15 protein-coding genes and 1 pseudogene are annotated in these 18,666 nt (G+C 35.0%); 13 read left to right on the top strand and 3 right to left on the bottom strand.

Annotated features, from left to right (window positions below):
• The first annotated feature begins 43 nt into the window (after nt 1-43).
• Together htpG and BKP45_RS08255 are read left to right on the top strand one after the other, a co-directional pair.
• Entirely contained in the window at nt 44-1,924 is a 1,881-nt protein-coding gene (htpG, locus tag BKP45_RS08260; RefSeq protein ID WP_071389257.1) for a molecular chaperone HtpG, read from the top strand.
• Between the two features lie 143 nt (nt 1,925-2,067).
• A pseudogene (locus tag BKP45_RS08255) lies at nt 2,068-2,386 on the top strand (aldo/keto reductase); the annotation flags it as partial.
• A gap of 96 nt (nt 2,387-2,482) precedes the next feature.
• On the opposite strand, the gene BKP45_RS08250 reads toward BKP45_RS08255, so the two are convergent.
• Entirely contained in the window at nt 2,483-3,337 is an 855-nt protein-coding gene (locus BKP45_RS08250; RefSeq protein WP_071389256.1) for a VanW family protein, read from the bottom strand.
• Between the two features lie 169 nt (nt 3,338-3,506).
• Between BKP45_RS08250 and BKP45_RS08245 the strand changes: the two genes are divergently transcribed.
• The 8 genes from BKP45_RS08245 to BKP45_RS08210 all read left to right on the top strand — a co-directional run bounded on the left by BKP45_RS08245 (nt 3,507) and on the right by BKP45_RS08210 (nt 12,398).
• A complete protein-coding gene (locus BKP45_RS08245; protein ID WP_245747412.1) occupies nt 3,507-5,378 on the top strand; it encodes an LTA synthase family protein in 1,872 nt (623 codons plus the stop codon).
• A gap of 185 nt (nt 5,379-5,563) precedes the next feature.
• Complete coding sequence (locus BKP45_RS08240) at nt 5,564-5,902, top strand: hypothetical protein (RefSeq protein ID WP_071389255.1); 339 nt, start codon at nt 5,564-5,566, stop codon at nt 5,900-5,902.
• 211 nt (nt 5,903-6,113) lie between these two features.
• Nucleotides 6,114-7,289, top strand: a complete 1,176-nt coding sequence (locus tag BKP45_RS08235; RefSeq protein WP_071389254.1) for a LysM peptidoglycan-binding domain-containing protein — start codon at nt 6,114-6,116, stop codon at nt 7,287-7,289.
• Nucleotides 7,290-7,872: 583 nt separating this feature from the next.
• Nucleotides 7,873-8,415, top strand: a complete 543-nt coding sequence (gene yfcE, locus BKP45_RS08230) for a phosphodiesterase (protein ID WP_071389253.1) — start codon at nt 7,873-7,875, stop codon at nt 8,413-8,415.
• A gap of 975 nt (nt 8,416-9,390) precedes the next feature.
• Entirely contained in the window at nt 9,391-11,331 is a 1,941-nt protein-coding gene (locus BKP45_RS08225) for a hypothetical protein (RefSeq protein WP_071389252.1), read from the top strand.
• Entirely contained in the window at nt 11,324-11,587 is a 264-nt protein-coding gene (locus BKP45_RS08220) for a hypothetical protein (RefSeq protein WP_071389251.1), read from the top strand. Before BKP45_RS08225 ends, BKP45_RS08220 begins: the two co-directional genes overlap by 8 nt.
• Nucleotides 11,588-12,112: a sigma-70 family RNA polymerase sigma factor gene (locus BKP45_RS08215; protein WP_071389250.1), complete on the top strand. Its 525-nt coding sequence runs from the start codon at nt 11,588-11,590 to the stop codon at nt 12,110-12,112.
• Entirely contained in the window at nt 12,102-12,398 is a 297-nt protein-coding gene (locus BKP45_RS08210) for a zf-HC2 domain-containing protein (protein WP_071389249.1), read from the top strand. The genes BKP45_RS08215 and BKP45_RS08210 overlap by 11 nt, the downstream gene beginning before the upstream one ends.
• 294 nt (nt 12,399-12,692) lie before the next feature.
• Here the strand turns inward: BKP45_RS08210 and BKP45_RS08205 are convergent, their stop codons facing one another.
• Nucleotides 12,693-13,850 (bottom strand): serine hydrolase domain-containing protein, encoded by a 1,158-nt coding sequence (locus tag BKP45_RS08205; protein ID WP_071389248.1) that lies wholly within the window; start codon nt 13,848-13,850, stop codon nt 12,693-12,695.
• A gap of 518 nt (nt 13,851-14,368) precedes the next feature.
• Here BKP45_RS08205 and pxpB point away from each other — a divergent pair.
• Together pxpB and BKP45_RS08195 are read left to right on the top strand one after the other, a co-directional pair.
• The gene (gene pxpB / locus BKP45_RS08200; protein WP_071389247.1) at nt 14,369-15,118 is read left to right on the top strand and encodes a 5-oxoprolinase subunit PxpB; all 750 of its coding nucleotides are present in this window, start codon (nt 14,369-14,371) and stop codon (nt 15,116-15,118) included.
• Nucleotides 15,115-16,119 (top strand): 5-oxoprolinase subunit C family protein, encoded by a 1,005-nt coding sequence (locus tag BKP45_RS08195; RefSeq protein ID WP_071389246.1) that lies wholly within the window; start codon nt 15,115-15,117, stop codon nt 16,117-16,119. The genes pxpB and BKP45_RS08195 overlap by 4 nt, the downstream gene beginning before the upstream one ends.
• Nucleotides 16,120-16,863: 744 nt before the next feature.
• Here BKP45_RS08195 and BKP45_RS08190 read toward each other — a convergent pair.
• Nucleotides 16,864-17,625, bottom strand: a complete 762-nt coding sequence (locus BKP45_RS08190) for an IclR family transcriptional regulator (protein WP_071389245.1) — start codon at nt 17,623-17,625, stop codon at nt 16,864-16,866.
• Nucleotides 17,626-17,876: 251 nt separating this feature from the next.
• Here BKP45_RS08190 and BKP45_RS08185 point away from each other — a divergent pair, with 251 nt between their 5' ends.
• Nucleotides 17,877-18,629, top strand: coding sequence for a 5-oxoprolinase subunit PxpA (locus tag BKP45_RS08185; protein ID WP_071389244.1), 753 nt, complete (start codon nt 17,877-17,879; stop codon nt 18,627-18,629).
• Nucleotides 18,630-18,666: the final 37 nt, after the last annotated feature.

The following is an 18,666-nucleotide window of genomic DNA, read 5'->3' as shown; positions in this document are numbered from 1 at the left end:
CTAAAAAAACGTTTTTGTTACTATTGAAAGGGGAGAAAGTTTCATGGTAAAAAAAGAATTTAAAGCTGAATCTAAAAGGTTATTAGAAATGATGGTTAACTCTATTTATTCTCAAAAAGAAATCTTTCTACGGGAGTTAATTTCTAACTCGAGTGATGCTATTGATAAAATGTACTATAAAGCATTAACAGACGATTCGATAAGTTTTGAAAAAGAAAATTATTACATAAAAGTTTCAGCTGATAAAGAAAATAGAATTTTATCTATCACTGATACAGGGATCGGAATGACGAAAGAAGATCTCGAGAATAACCTGGGAATAATTGCTAAAAGTGGTTCTCTTGCTTTTAAAAAAGAAAACGAAGCAAAAGATGGTCACGATATTATTGGTCAATTCGGTGTTGGTTTTTATTCAGCATTTATGGTTGCAGACAAAGTGACGGTTGTAAGTAAAGCAGTTGGCAGTAATGAAGCTTACAAATGGGAATCTGAAGGTGCAGAAGGCTATACAATTGAGCCAGTTGAAAAAGATTCTGTTGGTACTGAAATCACGCTTACAATAAAAGAAAATACAGAAGAAGAAACATTTGATGAATATCTTGAAGAGTATCGTTTAAGAGGGATTATTAAAAAGTATTCTGATTTCATTCGATACCCAATTAAAATGGATGTAACAACTAGTAAACCAAAAGAAGATAGCGAGACGGAATTTGAGGAGTACCAAGAAGAGCAAATTATTAACAGTATGGTTCCGATTTGGAGAAAAAACAAAAATGAATTGACAACTGAAGATTATGAGAACTTCTATACTGAAAAGCATTATGGTTATGATAAGCCGTTAACACACCTTCACCTAAATGTTGATGGGGCAGTTAGATATAATGCGATTTTGTTTATTCCAGAAAATATTCCGTTCGACTATTATTCAAAGGAATATGAAAAGGGATTAGAATTATATTCAAATGGAGTACTCATCATGAATAAGTGCTCAGATTTACTACCAGACTACTTTAGCTTTGTAAAAGGTATGGTTGATTCTGAAGATTTATCTTTAAATATTTCAAGAGAGATATTACAACACGATCGCCAACTAAAGCTTATTGCGAAAAATATTAAGAATAAAATTAAGAGTCAATTACAAAGCTTGTTAAAAGATGAACGTGAAAAGTATGAAAAGTTTTATAACTCCTTTGGTCGTCAGTTAAAGTTCGGGGTTTATAATGACTTTGGAGCAAACAAAGAAGATTTAAAAGATTTACTAATGTTCTATTCATCAAAAGAGAAGAAACTTGTTACGTTAAATGAGTATGTTTCAAGAATGCCTGAAGATCAAAAATATATTTATTATGCGTCTGGTGAATCGAATGAAAGAATTGAAAAGCTACCACAAACAGAGATTGTCGCAGAAAAAGGTTATGAAATCTTATATTTCACCGATGATATTGATGAATTTGCAATCAAAATGTTGATGAACTATAAAGAAAAAGAATTTAAATCTGTATCTAGTGGAGATTTAGGTATCGATGAAGAAGATACTCAAACAGAAAAAGATAACGAACAATTTGAGAACAAAGAACTGTTTGAGTATATGAAAAATATCCTTTCAAATAAAGTGAAGGATGTTCGTATCTCTAAAAGGTTAAAAACTCATCCAGTTTGTTTATCTACAGATGGCGAAGTAACGATTGAAATGGAAAAAATCTTAAGTGCAATGCCTGATAATCAAAATATTAAAGCTGATAAAGTATTAGAAATTAACAGTAACCATGAGGTTTTCCAATCTTTAAAAGTTGCATTTAATAATGATAAAGAAAAACTAAGTTTATTTACAAACTTACTGTATAACCAAGCTTTACTCATTGAAGGCTTACCAATTGAAGATCCAGTTGACTTTACAAATGATATTTGTAAAGTAATGATATAAAAAAAATTATTACAGAAAAAAGAGGTTACTTTATACTTTGTAACCTCTTTTTTCTGTGTTTTAAAATTTCAGGGACAGTGTTTCAGTTATTTTAAATAACATATATAAGGTTTCTTGAGGCCGACATTCCGTTATAAGCTCTAATTTTTTATTGCCATCGCTATGACGTTGAAACTCCGTTAGAGGAAACGTTACGTGCAATTGATGATTTAATTCGTTAAGGTAAAGTTTTGTATGCGGGAGTATGTGAATGGAGTGCAGCGCAAATTGATGAAGACATTAAGATTGCAGATAGACGCATATTAATTAGATCGTATTGTGGTGAATTAACCTCAATACAAAATGTTTAAGCGCAATATTGAAAAAGAAGTTTTACCAGTAAGTGAAAAAAATGGTGTCGGTCAAGTTGTCTTCTCCCCATTAGCCCAAGGTGTTCTTACAGGTAAATTTAAAGTAGGCCAAGTTTCAGAAAGTAGGTGGGGGTTCTTTGACCCTTAAGAACAAATCAGTTTGATTAAAACTGAGCTTAAGAATTATTTTCTTAAGCTCAGTAAATATTCATTTGTAGTTAATGACTTCAGAAGAGTAAATATTTATGCTTACCATATTTCCATATATATGAGCACAAATTAAAATAGGTTGATTGTGAATATTTTTAAAAGAAAAGTCAGGACCATACCAACTTACTGTAGCATCACGCCCGGGTGGAACATAAGGTACACGCTTACTATGAGAGTAACGCTCTACTATTTCAACCCCAGCACGATCAACGGCATTAAATAATGTAGAGGATACTTGACAGATGCCTCCACCAAAATCTAGAAATACCCTCCCGCGAATAATGACGGGTCCTGGTAAATAGCCTTTTTCATATGTTCGTTTTCCAACAACTTCATTAAAAGAAAACACCTCACCAGGAAATACAACATGGTTATTTATTGCTTCAACTGCAAGGTTAATATTATGGGCACGGGATTTGTTTCTTTTATTAAAATATGTAACAAAATGCCCAATTGGTTTTACACGGATATTAGCTAGTAATTCACTATCTACTTTTGGATAAAGAGGAATCGTAGGTATTTCAATTTGTGATGGAGAATTACCTAGTAAGTAGTTAAAAAATAGCTGTATAAATTTTTCTTGATCTAGTTTGTAACCGAGTTGTTCTGGAATGATTTTTCCTTCCTTATTAATATAAGCGTTTATCGGATGATAATAAATTTGCTTATCTAATTTTTCGATAAAATCATTCGATTTTCCAATATCAATGACCGGTTCTCCTAAATTAGAAAAAAAATCGCTTTTACTTACGTTTCCGATTGTTTCACCGTTTAATGTTAAGGTAAGACTAGCTTCATTTACATTTGTTAGTTGAGCTAAAACGAAAAATACGAGTAATAATGAAAATCTCATTTTTAAAATCCTCCTAGTGTATATTATGAGTAGGAAGATCTTAAAATAGTCGCTTAAAAAAAATTGAGTTTTGACAAAAAATATCTCCAATTTAAAAATGGCAATTATTTGTTAAAACAACCTCAATTATATTAAAATAGGTTAATACTAGTTATATGGGGTGTCATTATTGGGAGAAGCGGGCAGTATAAAAACATTTTATAAAAATCACAGATCTATTTTATTTTTTATTATGATTACCTGGCTAAAAACGTTTGTTGTTTCTACACTGATATTCCAACTGCATATTGCCAGAATATTTGAAGTCCTATTTTTTCTAGGAAGTACATTAGGCTTTTTAATTATGACATATGGTCTTGGAATATATCTTAATGTAAAGTGGCAAAATCGATATTATTTATTTTTACATTGTTTGTTGACAATTATTTTATATGCAAACGTTGTTTACTATCGAGAATTTACAGATATTATAACTTTGCCAATGCTTTCAATGAGCGCAAACATGGGGGATTTAAGCACTAGTATTTTTGCTTTAGTTAAATGGTACGATATTATTTATTTTTTTGACTTAATTTTGATTGTGTATCTATTGATGAAAAAAACAAATTGTTTTAATGTTCAAAAAATATTTTTTCAACAAACAAAAGGATATGTATTTACTACAATCATCATTATGACGATTGTGATCTCCCTGGGCAACGTTCTAGAAAAAACACATTTTTTTAATCGTGATCAGCTTGTTAGAACAATTGGGCTCTATAGTTTTTATGTTTATGACATGTTTGTACATACTCAGACAAATGCACAACCTGTCTTTTCTAATGAAGATGATTGGTCAAGAATTGAAAAACATCTAAATGAATATCGCGTATCCCCTAACCCTGATATGTTTGGTATTGCTAAAGATATGAATGTGATCGTTGTATCATTAGAATCAGTTGAAAGTTTCGTTATTGGAGAAACGTTATATGGTGAGGAAATTACCCCTTTTTTAAACGAACTGATCGATGATAGCTTTTATTTTGAGAATTTTTATTATCAAACAGGGCAAGGCAAAACATCGGATGCGGAATTTTTAATTAATAACTCTTTATATCCTTTGGGGAGAGGAGCTGTATTCTTAACTCATGATACAAATGAGTACCAGGCTTTGCCAGAAACATTGTCACAATATGGGTATTTTAATTCAGTATTACATGCCAATGATAAAACTTTTTACAATCGTGATGTTATGTATCCGAATCTAGGATACGACAAATACTTTTCTTTTAGTGATTATAATATTTCAATTAGAAATTCTGTTGGTTGGGGTTTAAAAGATATAGATTTTGTGGAACAATCGATGAATTATATCACCAAATTTCATGAGCCGTTCTATAGTACAATTATTACGTTAACGAATCATTTTCCATTTCACCTAGATGAAGAAGATCATTTGATCGAACCTTTTGATTCTGAAAGTATAATCTTAAATCAATATTTTCCTACTGTTCGATATACGGATGAAGCGATAAGAGTTCTGGTTGAAAAGCTTAAAGAAGCAGGTCTTTATGAAAATACAATGCTAGTTATGTATGGTGATCATTACGGAATTGCCAATACGCATTACGAACAACTTGCTAGATTTTTAGATAAAGAGATTGATTTATATGAAGAAGTAAAATTAAATAGAGTACCTCTTATCATACACATCCCAGGAATTAAAGGAGAAGTACTTGATACAATTTCAGGTCAAATTGATGTTATGCCAACATTGTTAAATTTGTTAGGCATCCCTGAAAGAGACCATACGATGTTCGGTAATGATTTGTTCTCAAAAGACAGAAAGGGGTTTGCGGTATTGCGGAATGGAACAGTGGTCACTGAAGAAAATATTTTTATAAATGAAACCTGTTTAAATTATAAAAATGGTGAAAAAATTCCTTTGGAGCTTTGTGAACCAAATCGTGAACGAGGTGCATGGGAACTTTATTTTTCTGATAAAATTATTTATCGTGATCTTTTTCGCTTTAAAGAAAATCGACTTTTGGTCAAAGAATAGTACAAATCATCAGTTTGTTAATGGATATTTTTAACAATCTGGTGAATGATATAAGCCTTACTTGAAATTCCCAAGTTATTTTACTGCAAAAAAGAAAGCATTTATGGTAAACTTGATGATGTTACTATGATTATTAATACTATTAAAAAAACGTACTAGTTCAAATATTGGAGGGAAGTAGAGAAATGAGTAGTGTAGATCTTAAGGCATTTTTTCAAGAAAGAGTTATAGAAGCTAAGAACCAGTTTGAACGCACCATCGATTGTAAATATACTGAATTTGATACTTTATATCCATATATGAGTGAACATCCGCAATTTTTCTGGTATAAGCGATATGTGGCATGGCAAGAATTATTAACTATTATTAAACTTTCTAAAGAGCTTGATGTAAAGTGGGATGATTCATTTACTGAAAAGCAAATTGATTATGTTGAAAAGAAAGTACTTGATGCTAAAGTTTTAGATGATTGGTATGATTTTGCGAATAATGAAGAAGAGGAATCTTCTGTAAACGAACACTAAGGGGAAACCCTTAGTGTTTTTTAACGAAATTTAATAAAGTCGGTAACCTGTTTAGCTACTGCACACTAACGCACTTATTATGAATTTGTAAACGATTAACCAATATCGCCTGGTACCTAATAAGTACGGAGAATAAAAAGATACAATTCCTTTGCTTTTAATTCCTAAAAAATGTTTTCTTGGGGATATTAACTGCAAAGGAGTGAAGTATATGCAGTCATTTACTCATTATCGATTAAATAAAACGAATAATGGTATAGAAATCATTTTATTTCTAAATGAAAATATGATGGAGTTTGCAGATGAACTTGGATCCATACAGCATGCTAATAAACAAACTATTGAAGAAGAGGCCGTTCGTTATACTAAAAAACAGTTTCCTAATTTAAAAGTAAAAGCTATAAAAGTTATGGCTGGCGCATTATTAGTTACAACTATTGGTTTTTTTAGTCCTACAACAAAAGCGGAAGCATCAGCAAATGTACAACAAACTATTTCTACAACGTATCAAGTAGTGGCTGGAGATACGCTCTCAGAAATAGCTCAACGATTTGGTACAACTGTTAATGCAATCAAACTACAAAATAATTTAACAACAGACTTAATTAGAGTTGGTCAAACATTAACTATTCCATCTGGAAATATACAAAATAGTACATACGTTGTTGTTGCTGGTGACACGTTATCACACATAGCTAAAAGAAATGGCACAACCGTTGACGCCATTAAAAACAGTAACAATTTAACGACAGATTTCTTACGAATAGGCCAAACGTTAGTCATATCAACTAATAATAACTCATCAACAATTCAACAGCCGGAACAAACTGAAGGAACACATCGTGTAGCAGCTGGTGATTCGTTATGGAAAATTGCAAATACTTATGGTACAACCGTTGAAGCAATCAAAATTACGAATCAATTAACGTCTGATTTTTTACAAGTAGGACAAGTACTAGCTATTCCTAGTAGTTCTGTAGTAAGGACTGCTCCGTCGACAGAGGTAGGAAATAATATAAATCAAGAAGAATTAGAATGGCTTGCACGTATAATTTATGCCGAAGCTAGGGGAGAGTCATTAAACGGACAAATCGCTGTTGGAGCGGTAATCTTAAACCGCGTAAAAAGTAATCAATTCCCAAACAATGTGAAGGAAGTAATTTTTGAAAGAAGTCATGGACACTATCAGTTTAGTCCAGCTGGAAATGGGGCACTAGATATGGCACAACCGAATTCCACTAATTATGATGCCGCAAAAAGAGCCTTGAATGGTGAAGACCCTACCAATGGTTCATTATATTTTTATAATCCAAGTAAGACAGGTGATACTTGGGTGAGGAGTAGAACTGTATCGACGATTATTGGTAATCATGTTTTTGCATTTTAAGAAGGTTTCCGAGTTTTTTGGGGGTCTGACCCCCGATGCTTTAAAGCGATAAAGTCGCTTTGCTACAAAATATTTAAAAAGTGCTCACCCAAAGTCATCGTCTCAGCCAAAGACTTTGGGTTTTTTTTACACAAAATGAATGTCAAGTCATAGTAGTAGAGTATGTAACTAGAATCTCAAAAGGAATAGCGCAGGAAATCAGAATTTTTTTTTTCAGAAGGGCATCTTGAAAACAAAAAATCACCCTACATAGCAATGAGGGAGATAAGAACGTTGACAGTTTGCGTCAACTATTTTACACCACGATCTCATTTTTTATAATTTTCCCAACGAAAGATATTGTAGTTGAACTTTGGTCAAAGTTACAATAGAGAAGGGATATTAGGCAACACACGATAAGTATTCCTTGAGAGAACTTTAATGAAGTATTGAATTAATTTTCATAGTTAGTTAATGTAAAGATGAGGAAAAAAGGTGAACACTGTTATAACAGCAAGCTTCAATCAGTATTCAATCTAGGTTAAGAGACAGTCGTGAAGCTTGTTTACATAAATAAAATCTCGAGCATGGAGGGAATGTTGATATGAAATTGGGATTTATTAGTGATACGCATGGCGGTTATGAAAATGTAGTACAAGCTCTAAAACTTCTTAATGACTCTGATCAAATTTGCCATTTGGGGGATGTCCTTTATCATGGTCCGCGAAACGATATTCCGCAAACTTATAATCCAAAAAAATTAACCGAATTACTCAAGGGGCGTACAGATATTATGTATGTCCGTGGAAATTGTGATGCGGATGTAGACGAGGCAGTATTAGAGCAAGACCTTTCCTATAAATCGAGGGTAATAACCTTCGACAACTATAGATTTTATCTCGTACATGGATATGAAGAGACGGAAGAAGAGAGAATACAGAAAGCAAAAGAGTTCGGTTGTCAGGTTGTTGTATCTGGCCATACGCATGTCAAAGTACTGAAAGAACAAGACGGAATAATCGTACTCAATCCTGGAAGTACGACTATTCCAAAAGACGGTACAAAATCATTTGCGTTTTATGAAAATGGACAAATTGAAATTTGGGATCTTGACAGACAATCTTTAATAGTGACGTTAAAATTGTAAAGTTGATCAAACTGATTTGAACTTAAGAGTCATAGACCCCCCACCTCTAAGCGTAGCGTAGGTGGGAACTTCCATTCAGGTGGAGTTGAGACTCCATCTGAGTTTTCGATGTTCTAGCGAAGCTAGAACGAGTTCTCTTGCTTGAACCACAGAACAGTAGAAATACAAATTGTGGAAATGTAGACTTGCTTCGAAACAAAAAAGACATAAAATAGACCATTTAACTCTTATGCCTGTGGTAAAAGTTAAACTAACAATCAGTGGGGGAGTAAAGAAAAACCCCCACTGATTGAAATATAGTTTTATAGATAAAGGTGCGATAGCTTACTAATGGTTATCGCTTTTTGTGTACAAAAAGCCCTTCAAAAAAAATGGGTAAAAAGTTGAGTTAAGTCTGTTGAAAGTTTTCATCTTTAGGTTTTTTTACATAATCAGAATTTATAAATTTCTAACTTGGAAACTGTCTAGCGCAAGCAGCCTACGAGCTCGGTCACTTCAGGCAAGCAACTGACTTCAATTACCTCTTGAAATCCTTCGTTGATTAACTTCATGCAGCTTTACTCCTGCGATTACTCGTCGCACAAAACACTGCTTCGAGGAAGCTACTACGAAGCAGTACTTGAAGACGCAGAAGCACGTAAGAAGCCAAAGAGCTGCTTTTGTCAAAGGCCGCCCCAGTGAAGGCTACTACTTGGATTACTTCGAAGCTGTTTTGCGACGAGCAAACGGAGTGGCACAGGAGCAGCTGCTCGTGACCAAGGCGCTTGCGCTTTTCTTGATTTGAGTGAATTTCATAATGCCATTAAAATAGCCACATCAAGCTACATCAAGTTGAGAACGGTTTAACTCAACTTGATGTAGGATCCTAATGGCGTTTAATCTTTATTATGAAATTCTTTGATTTATGAAACTTTTTTCCTTTGCGATTGTCTATATAGTGTGAGCTCATAGAAAATAAGAGAAGGGTGTAAAGTAATGGAGATCATTAGTAGGTTTGTCTTACATATTGAGAACTTTTTTTTATTAAGTCATTTTAGCAAAATTATTATTCAGTGGACGTTAACGGCATTAGCAGTCTATGGTTTAGTTACATTTTTTATAAGGAATTGGGATGATGCAAGAGCGCCTATATATGTTGGGTTTGCTGTACGCATAGTGTTGCTAATCGGTTTATCTATTGAAATGCTCCATCAAGCTAGTATAACGGAAATTACGACTGTTTATTACGATAGGCAACCGTCTTTACGACAGTTTCTCCACTTTTTGTTTTTTGGCTATATCATTGTCGTCGGTTTTTACTATATCGTTACTCTAAAGCAAAAAAAGAATCAAGGTATCTTTTATACTTTTGATATTGCCGTAATGGCGCTACCAGCATTACAGTTACTAACTAGTTTTTTCTTTTTTGCGATTAAAGGGGAATTAATTCTTGCTGATGTGATCGGATTTCTCATTATGTTTACTATCATTGGAGCAAGTCTGTATTTATTTTTCCAAAACTACTGGGAGTTTCGCTTGGAAACCATTATTCCATTTTATTTAATCATAGGAATTTGCTTAATATTATTTTACATTACTGGTATAGTGGATTTGATGGAAGTGTCAAATCTCATTTTTTTCTTAGGATTATTAATGACGTATCACCTTATTAAAAGAAATAAGTTTCTGTTACTCCAAAAGTTAAAACAGCCGTTTCAGTTAACGATGGCAATTCTTTTTCTAGCCTTAAGCAACCCACTTTATAATGCGGCTGATGTGGCCCTTGCTAACACTGATGCGGAATTAAGATTACGTTACTTTGAAACAACCAATTTAATGCAATTAGAAGAAGCCAAAACGTTAGCTACGAAAATTACAAAAGATGGGCATTTTTCATTCCGTCAGCCTGAAACACAAGATTTCCATAATCGATATTGGCTAAGGTCAAAAAATTATTCGGTTGATATTGATGGGGTTTCTGGAGTTGTTATGAATGTACATCGCCAGACCGAACCAGAAGGCAAAACCCTTTCTGTTGAGGAATATGTTGCTCTTTCAAAGCAATTGTTAGAACAAATGGGGAGAACATTGATAGAGGATGATCAAATTTACACGACTGTAACGGAAGAAGAAAGTCGCGTTCATGTTGAGATGGTACCTAAGTATTCCGATGGTTCTGTGTTAGATGGATGGATGAACACTTCTTTTTCTTGGGAAAAGGAATCTCTAATGCAATTTCATGAACGATACAACTTATATCCTGTTGAAACGCTTAAAGATATTTTCATAACATCTGAAGGCATTGAATTAATCCTGCATCAATGGTACGAAATGTTAGGAGAAGAGGTACCTGGCTACGTAGTTGAAAATGTAACGTATGGGTATAGTAACAGGACGATTGAGATTAATATTACTACAGTAAATCAACATACGATCCATCTGGATGGTCGTTCGGGAGAAATCTTGTATTTTAGTGGCGAGCTGGCTAATTATGAAACAATTCATTTGCAAGAGTTAGAAAACCAAGTATTAACTAGTAAAAACATTCAAATCGATAATTGGGAGCGAGAAGGTATTTCTAACTTTTGGAAGTGGAGAGAAAAAGATAGAAGCCCAGAAGAAAAGAAACTTTCCTTTGTCCATGAATTTAGCTATTCAAATGATGAACCGCTTTTTACCTACTCCAAAAACGTCGATTATCGTCATCAACCAAGCACAAAAGTGACTGTTGCCACAAATAAGGAAGCATATAAGGCTGTTGCAAGTTCAATAGATTTTATTCCTTATGCCTCAAGAGCGAGGTTAACTCATGTAATAGATGAAAATGATGAAATGAGATTGGCTTGGTTACTTGTGATCCAGCCGTATAAAAAGGCAGAGCATCGTCTCTACTTAGTAGACATTGAAACGAAAGAGTGGGTCTCTCTCTATGAATAAAAAAGATGAGTGTGCAATATTTCAAGATTTGTATGAATTGTATAGAGAAGAGGAAGTTGAAGATGAAACGAAACAATGGATGATGGAGCATGAGACTACATGTGCTGATTGTCAAAAAAACAGAAAGGTCAGTGAAGGAAATTTATCCCTTCATGAGGACAGCGAGAAAATTTGGGGCATTCGTATTATGACGATGTCGTTATACAGTATTTTCTTTTTTCTTGCCATTTGGATGTCCATCTGGTACTTGTGGTAAATGAGTAATTGGAGAACGTTAGAGGATTTATATTCCCTTTATTATGAAGAGATATTTAGGTATTTACTACAACGAACAAGACAAAAAGAGCTAGCTCAAGATCTTGCCCAGGACACTTTTTTAAAAGCATTTAATGGGTTAGCTTCCTTTAAAGGAAACTCAAGTGTAAGAACATGGCTTTATACAATCGCTCATCATACATTCATAAACTGGTATCGTCGTGAATCCAAATACCATAATCACCCGATTGAAAAAATATTCTCACTAGAACAAAAAACATACAAAAATCCAGAAGAAGTCGTAGATCAAAAGGCGGAACAAGCGCTACTTTTGGCAGCCATTGATTCATTAAAAGAGGATTATCAAACAGTATTGATTTTACGTGAATACCAACAATTATCATATGACGAAATTGCTGAAATTTTGGGGTGGAAGCTTTCGAAGGTAAAAACAAATTTACACCGAGCAAAACTTGAACTTCGTATGCATTTTAGTAGAACTGAGGATGATAAATATGAAGTGTAGCTTAATTAGAGATTTGTTGCCACTTTATATAGAAGGTGACTGCTCACAAAATACAAATAAAGTTGTAGCGGACCATTTGGAAGGTTGTTCTAACTGCCGCGAGTTATACGAGCTGATGAAATCACCAATTGAAATAAAAGTAATAGATCAACCAGTAACAACAGAATCCCAAGTTAAGAATAATGAACTCTGGAAAAGATACTATGGTCGCCTAATTTTGAAGGGTGCTGGATTGTTTTTCTTTGTATATATAACGATTGTCATACTTATGGCACTTATTAAATAATTGGATTCGTCGAAGACACTATTTGATTTATTATGTTAACAGAGCTGATAGCCAAACGTAGGTTATCGGCTTCAGATTAAGGTGAAATAAAGTATATTTCAATATCCAACTAAAACCTATATCACCACGTTAAAAAGGAAAAAAATGATGATACAAACTTTTTTCTCATTCCTATGATTCTTCAGCCTATCAATCTCAGTGCAGAGATTGATAGGCTTTAATCCTAAAAGCCATAGAGACGATCTAAAGATGCATCACTACTATTGAATTTATCACAGTCGTCTATAGCTAAGTCTAGGTATCTTCCAGTATCCGAAGAAGCTTAGGTATAATTTTAAAAGGGGCAGCCGCCGCTGTTACTTGGCTCACAGTTCCAGCAGTAATTAGATCCAGTCTTGGACAATAAAAGAGCCAGGATCCAACAGCTCCCGTATGTCCTATTAATTCAGGCATTGGGTGGAACGGCGTAAAAAGACGAGGCATTTTAAAACGCATCATTCCGAGCCCATACTGGATAGGCCATCCAGGTGCTAATGGGCTAAGGGTCAACCCAAACGTTTGCCACCCAGCAAGCATTAAATTTAAAGTTTCTGGCTTCTCAAACACTTTACCATTGAGTAGCGCCCTCATAAAGATAATCAAATCTTTTATTGTACTATTGAGATCGCCAAAAGATCGCATTGCCTGTGGCTTGTTATCAAATGGTGTGTCTTGAACCCAAACCGTTGCAACAGGTCCCACCTCTTCCGGTGGTTTAGATCCAGGATGAAATGTGTTTATTAAATTCAATGGTTGAAAAAGCATATCCTTAAACGCGTCTTCTATGGATTTTTTCGTTACCGTTTCAATGATGGCAATCAGCATTTGAAAGTTGGTGTCTGAATAACGTATCCGGTATTTCATATTACTTAAGGTTTGTGGTGGGAAAAGCGGAGCATTCACCTTCCGAACAATCTGAAGCGTGTCCTCAATAGACCAGGACATGTCGCTTCCTTTTAGCACCTTATCGATTAGTGTTTGCTCACCTTTGGCTTTTATCTCCAGATAGTCTGGAATTCCAGAGGAATGGCTTAGAAGGTGTCTTATCGTTAATTGATCATAATAATCTACGCCATTGATTACATGGACCCCCTTTAGTTGATGCTCTGGTAGATAATCAATCACAAAATCATCAATGGAAATCATATCTGTTTCGTGTAGTTTGAGGACGGATGTAGCAATGTAGAGTTTTGTCACACTTGCAATCCAAAATGGCGTATCGATATCTATGGGAATTCCATCAGGCTTCGCAATACCTTTAGCTCCACTCCAACTAAACGAACCATCTCTACTCTCTACAGCCATAATGGCATGCCTGACACCTTTCATCCCCGCTAGTTGCTCCAAAAGGTCCTGAAGTAACTTTGTTTGAGTATTGCTTAATACTTTTGTTTGTTGTGAATTAGTTAACATTTCGAACACCTCCATATTTGATAAGCAGGATTATTAACGTGAACTTCATGCCATGAAATCAGTTTCTTATGAATGTCATGGTTACAAGAAAACAGTGGTTTATACCTTAAAACCTTATTTAAATGAACGTGGATTTAAAGTAGTATCTTCTAAATTATACCATTTGCATCAACACCTTTTCGTCAATTAATAAAAAATTTAATATGAAGGGATGAGGTTAGTGAACAATAATTGGAGTTGAGACTATAATAGAAGTAAATATAATTTTTAGTAATTCAATGAATTTCATTATATAGATTAAACGCCACTAGGATACTACATCTAGTTGAGTTAAACCGTTCTCAACTAGATGTAGCTTGATGTGGCTCAGTAGTTGGCGTTATGAAATTCACGCAATTATATTTGTTATATTTTCTGACAATAATATTGAATTTTTATGCACAAGCAATTAAAGTAATTTTAATAAACGGAATTCAAATTCCGAAATACGGAACGATGTATTTGCTGGGGGAATGGAAATGCCTGAAACGGTGGATAAAATAAACATATATGCTCTAAGTGAAACGGCTATTGTAATTGAGTTTGGAAAAAAGATTGATGTAAAAATAAATAAAAGAGTAAAAGCACTCGTATCATACATAGAAAAACATTCATTTCAAGGGTTTATCGAAACGGTTCCTGCTTATTCAAGTGTCACGTTGTTCTACGATCCTCTACAAGTCATTCAAGGTGAAGCAAATGGAAATAATGTTTTGAAGAATAGAAAATCTGCTTTTGAAATTGTTTCCTCTTTGATGAATGAATTTGTCATTCAGGCACATGATGATAGTGACAACATGAAGAGAGTAGTAGAAATACCAGTTTGTTACGGTGGGGAATTTGGTCCGGATTTACAATTAGTAGCCGAACAAAATAACCTTACTTCAGCTGAAGTCATTAACATCCATTCACAAGGAGAATATCCTGTCTACATGATTGGATTTGCGCCAGGATTTCCTTATTTAGGTGGAATGCCTGAAAAAATAGCGACACCACGTCGATCAAGCCCGAGAACAAGTATTCCAAAAGGATCTGTGGGGATAGCTGGAAATCAAACGGGTGTATATCCCATTTCAACTCCTGGCGGGTGGCAATTAATTGGCCGTACACCAATACAGCTATTTCTTCCTGAAGAAGATCGACCTTCTTTATTACAAGCAGGAGATATCATAAAATTTGTCCCTATTTCTCAAAAAGAGTTTGAAGAGTATAAGGAGGGACCTCTATGAGCATTGTTATACTTCGATCTGGTTTGTTAACAACCATTCAAGATTTAGGTAGGTTCGGATTTCAAAAGTATGGAGTCATTGTAAGTGGTGCGATGGATCCTTATGCATTGCGAATTGCCAATCTATTAGTAGGGAATGACGAAGGGACAGCTACCCTAGAAATGACAGTCACAGGTCCTTCTTTAAAATTTGAGCAAGATTGCTTAATTGCGATAACTGGTGGCGATTTATCTCCCTCAATCGAAAACGTTTCAGTTCCTTTATGGAAACCTGTTTTAGTGAGAAATGGGGCTGTTCTTCATTTTGGTGCATGTAAAAAAGGTTGTCGTGCTTATCTAGCAGTTGCTGGTGGATTTTCAGTAGATGAGGTTATGGGTAGCTGCAGTACATACCTTCGAGCAAATCTCGGTGGTTTCCAAGGACGAGCGCTACAAAAGGGAGACATTGTTTCATTAAAAATACGAACTGAACAAAGTAAAGCTATAGAACAGATTTGTTCTTTGACAGAACCTTATTTTTCTACAACATCTTGGAATGTGAATACGGAATGGATGGGACAAGATACCGAAATCAACACGATACGAGTAATAGCTGGAGCTCATTTGGATCTTTTTACAGAAGAATGTAGAAATGCATTTTACCATGATACATTCACAATTACCCCTCAATCGGATCGAATGGGCTATCGGTTGTCGGGACCAGATTTACAGCTTATTAATCGTTTTGAAATGTTGTCTGAAGCCGTTACACTTGGCACAATTCAAGTACCGTCAGATGGAAATCCAATTATTTTGCTTGTTGATCGACAAACTACTGGTGGTTATCCGAGAATAGGTCAAGTCGTATCGGTTGATATTCCGACTTTAGCTCAACTCAAACCAGGGAAAAAAATTCGGTTTAAAAAGGTAAGTATAGAGGAAGCAGAAGCACTGTATATATCTAGAGAAAATGAATTAAATGAGTTAAAAACAGGATTGAATTTGAAAATAAATAAAAAATAGCTTTGTTGTCTTGCTTAAGATTAACGTAGAGCTCAAACATCATAAAGCTGAACTTCAATCAGTGGGGGGTTCCTTCATCCCCCACTGATTGTTAGTTTAACTAATACCACGGCATAAGAATAACTAATCATCAGCTATCACTGATGAAAGTTATTCTATATCGGACCTTTAGGGGCAGTTAATCCCCCACCTAAACTTTTTGATTTTTTTACTTTTTTAGGTGGGGATCTTACTGCCCCTTAAGAGTGGGATAAATTTTAAGAATTCAGTAGAGTGAATTTCATAATTACCAAAATGGAGCTATATAAGTCTAAATGTTGTTGGAAACGATCTTCATCCAACAACATTTAGTTTTAGAGTAGCGGAAAAAACAATTATGAAATTCATTAAGTTATTAATGAGATAAGCGCAAGCGCCTTGGTCACGAGCAGCTGCTCCTGTGCCACTCCGCTTGCTCAAGAGCAAAGCCGCTGTTTGGCTTCTCACGTGCTTCTGCGTCTTCAAGTACTAGCTTCGTAGTAAGCTTCCTCGAAGCAGTGTTTTGTGCGACGAGTAATCGCAGGAGTAAAGCTGCATGAAGTTAATCAACGAAGGATTTCAAGAGGTAATTGAAGTCAGTTGCTTGCCTGAAGTGACCGAGCTCGTAGGCTGCTTGCGCTAGACAGTTTCTAAGTAAGGAATTTTCTTACATTAAAACAAAAAACAACCTTCACAAAAAAGGTTGTACAGTAAAAAAGTATCCTCTTATTTTTGGTTAGAATAACCTAGCTTTTGGGATATTTCAGCTGCTGTTCGTTTAACTTTTTCGATGATATGTGGCACATGTTCCTTTGGAAAACGGACATCTGGACCAGCTATACTTAAGCCACCTACTACTTTATTCGTGTAATCGAAAATCGGTGCCGCTACAGATGATGTATGATCCTCAAGTTCAGAATAGCTAATCGTATAGCCATCTAGTTTGGATTGTTGTAAAACTGTTCGAAGTTTCTGTTTGTCAGTAATAGTTCCTATACCGATCGGTTTTAGTTCGGTTTCCTTTAAGTAAGTCTCTATTTCACTTTCTGGTAAATGAGCGAGGATAATTCTTGAGCAAGCACCAGCATAAAGCGGAGAGCGTCTGCCAACTTTTGTGTATAATCGAACTGGGTGGAGCGTATCTAGTTTTTCAATATAGATGGCTTCCATATTATCAATCATCGTTAGATTGACTGCTTCCCCAATTTCATCACGGAGTTCTTTCATCATTGGGTAGGCAAGTTGCCTCATATCAAGTCTGTCGGCAACTAGTTGTCCAAATTCAAGAAATAGCATACCAAGCGTATACTTACCTTCATGATCTTTATGAAGTAAACCCATATCTTCAAGTGAACCTAACATCCGATGAACAGACGTTTTAGGTATACCGGAAAGCTCGACGATTTCATTTAAACTCAGTTTCCAATTTGTTCGAAAAAGATCCAGGAGTTTCATTGACTTAACGACTGTTTTATTTTTGTTTTGCACGTAGTACTCTCCTTTGACCTAAGATACAAAGTTTATTCTTATTTTAATTAGATTTTAGGTTCATAATGATTTTTAAATAAAAAAGAAAAAATTTATCCCTAATTTTACTAAATCAATTCGTAATTGTCTAGTTAGCTAGTTTTTTAAAGGGAGTAGTAGCACCAGTATTGGAAGCTGCATTCTTAGGTGTTCGTACACTAATTCAAATGATTCCACAATTATTTTATATAGAAGAAAGGGGAAGGGATTAGATGAAGTCTATTGATCTTAACTGTGATTTAGGAGAAAGCTTTGGTGCATTTGTTGTTGGGCAAGATGAATTGATTTTACAACATATTACTTCAGCAAATATCGCTTGCGGTTACCATGCCGGTGATCATAATGTAATGGCTAAGGCTGTACAAATGGCCAAGAAAAAAGGAGTAAGTATTGGAGCGCACCCGGGATTTCCTGACTTACTCGGTTTTGGAAGAAGAGTTATTGAAACAGAACCAGATGACATTTATCATTTTGTCGTATATCAAATAGGTGCGTTACAAGGATTTTGTAAATGTAATAACGTTCGGCTGAACCATGTGAAGCCGCACGGCGCTCTATATAATATGGCGGCCAAAGATCCTATCCTAGCAGAGGCGATTGCAAAGGCTGTGTATGATATCGACCCGTCATTAATTTTGTATGGTCTTTCCGGAAGCGAATTAACAAAAGCTGGCGCAAAAATAGGTTTGAAAATAGCAAATGAGGTGTTTGCGGATCGTACATATCAGCCAGATGGTACGTTGACGCCGCGAACAAATGAAAATGCCTTAATTCATGAAACTGATAAAGCGATCGACCAAGTACTTTCCATGGTGAAAACAGGTACCGTCAAAGCGGTCGACGGGACAACGGTTTCGATACAAGCAGATACGATTTGCGTACACGGGGATGGACCAAAAGGACTTGAATTTACACAAACACTACGTAAATCTCTCGTGGCAGAAGGTATTCAGCTTGGTGGATAGGACAAGTGGACATTGGATATTAGCAACTAAGTAATCT

Source organism: Anaerobacillus alkalidiazotrophicus (assembly GCF_001866055.1).
This window is presented reverse-complemented; position numbering and strand designations above follow the sequence as displayed.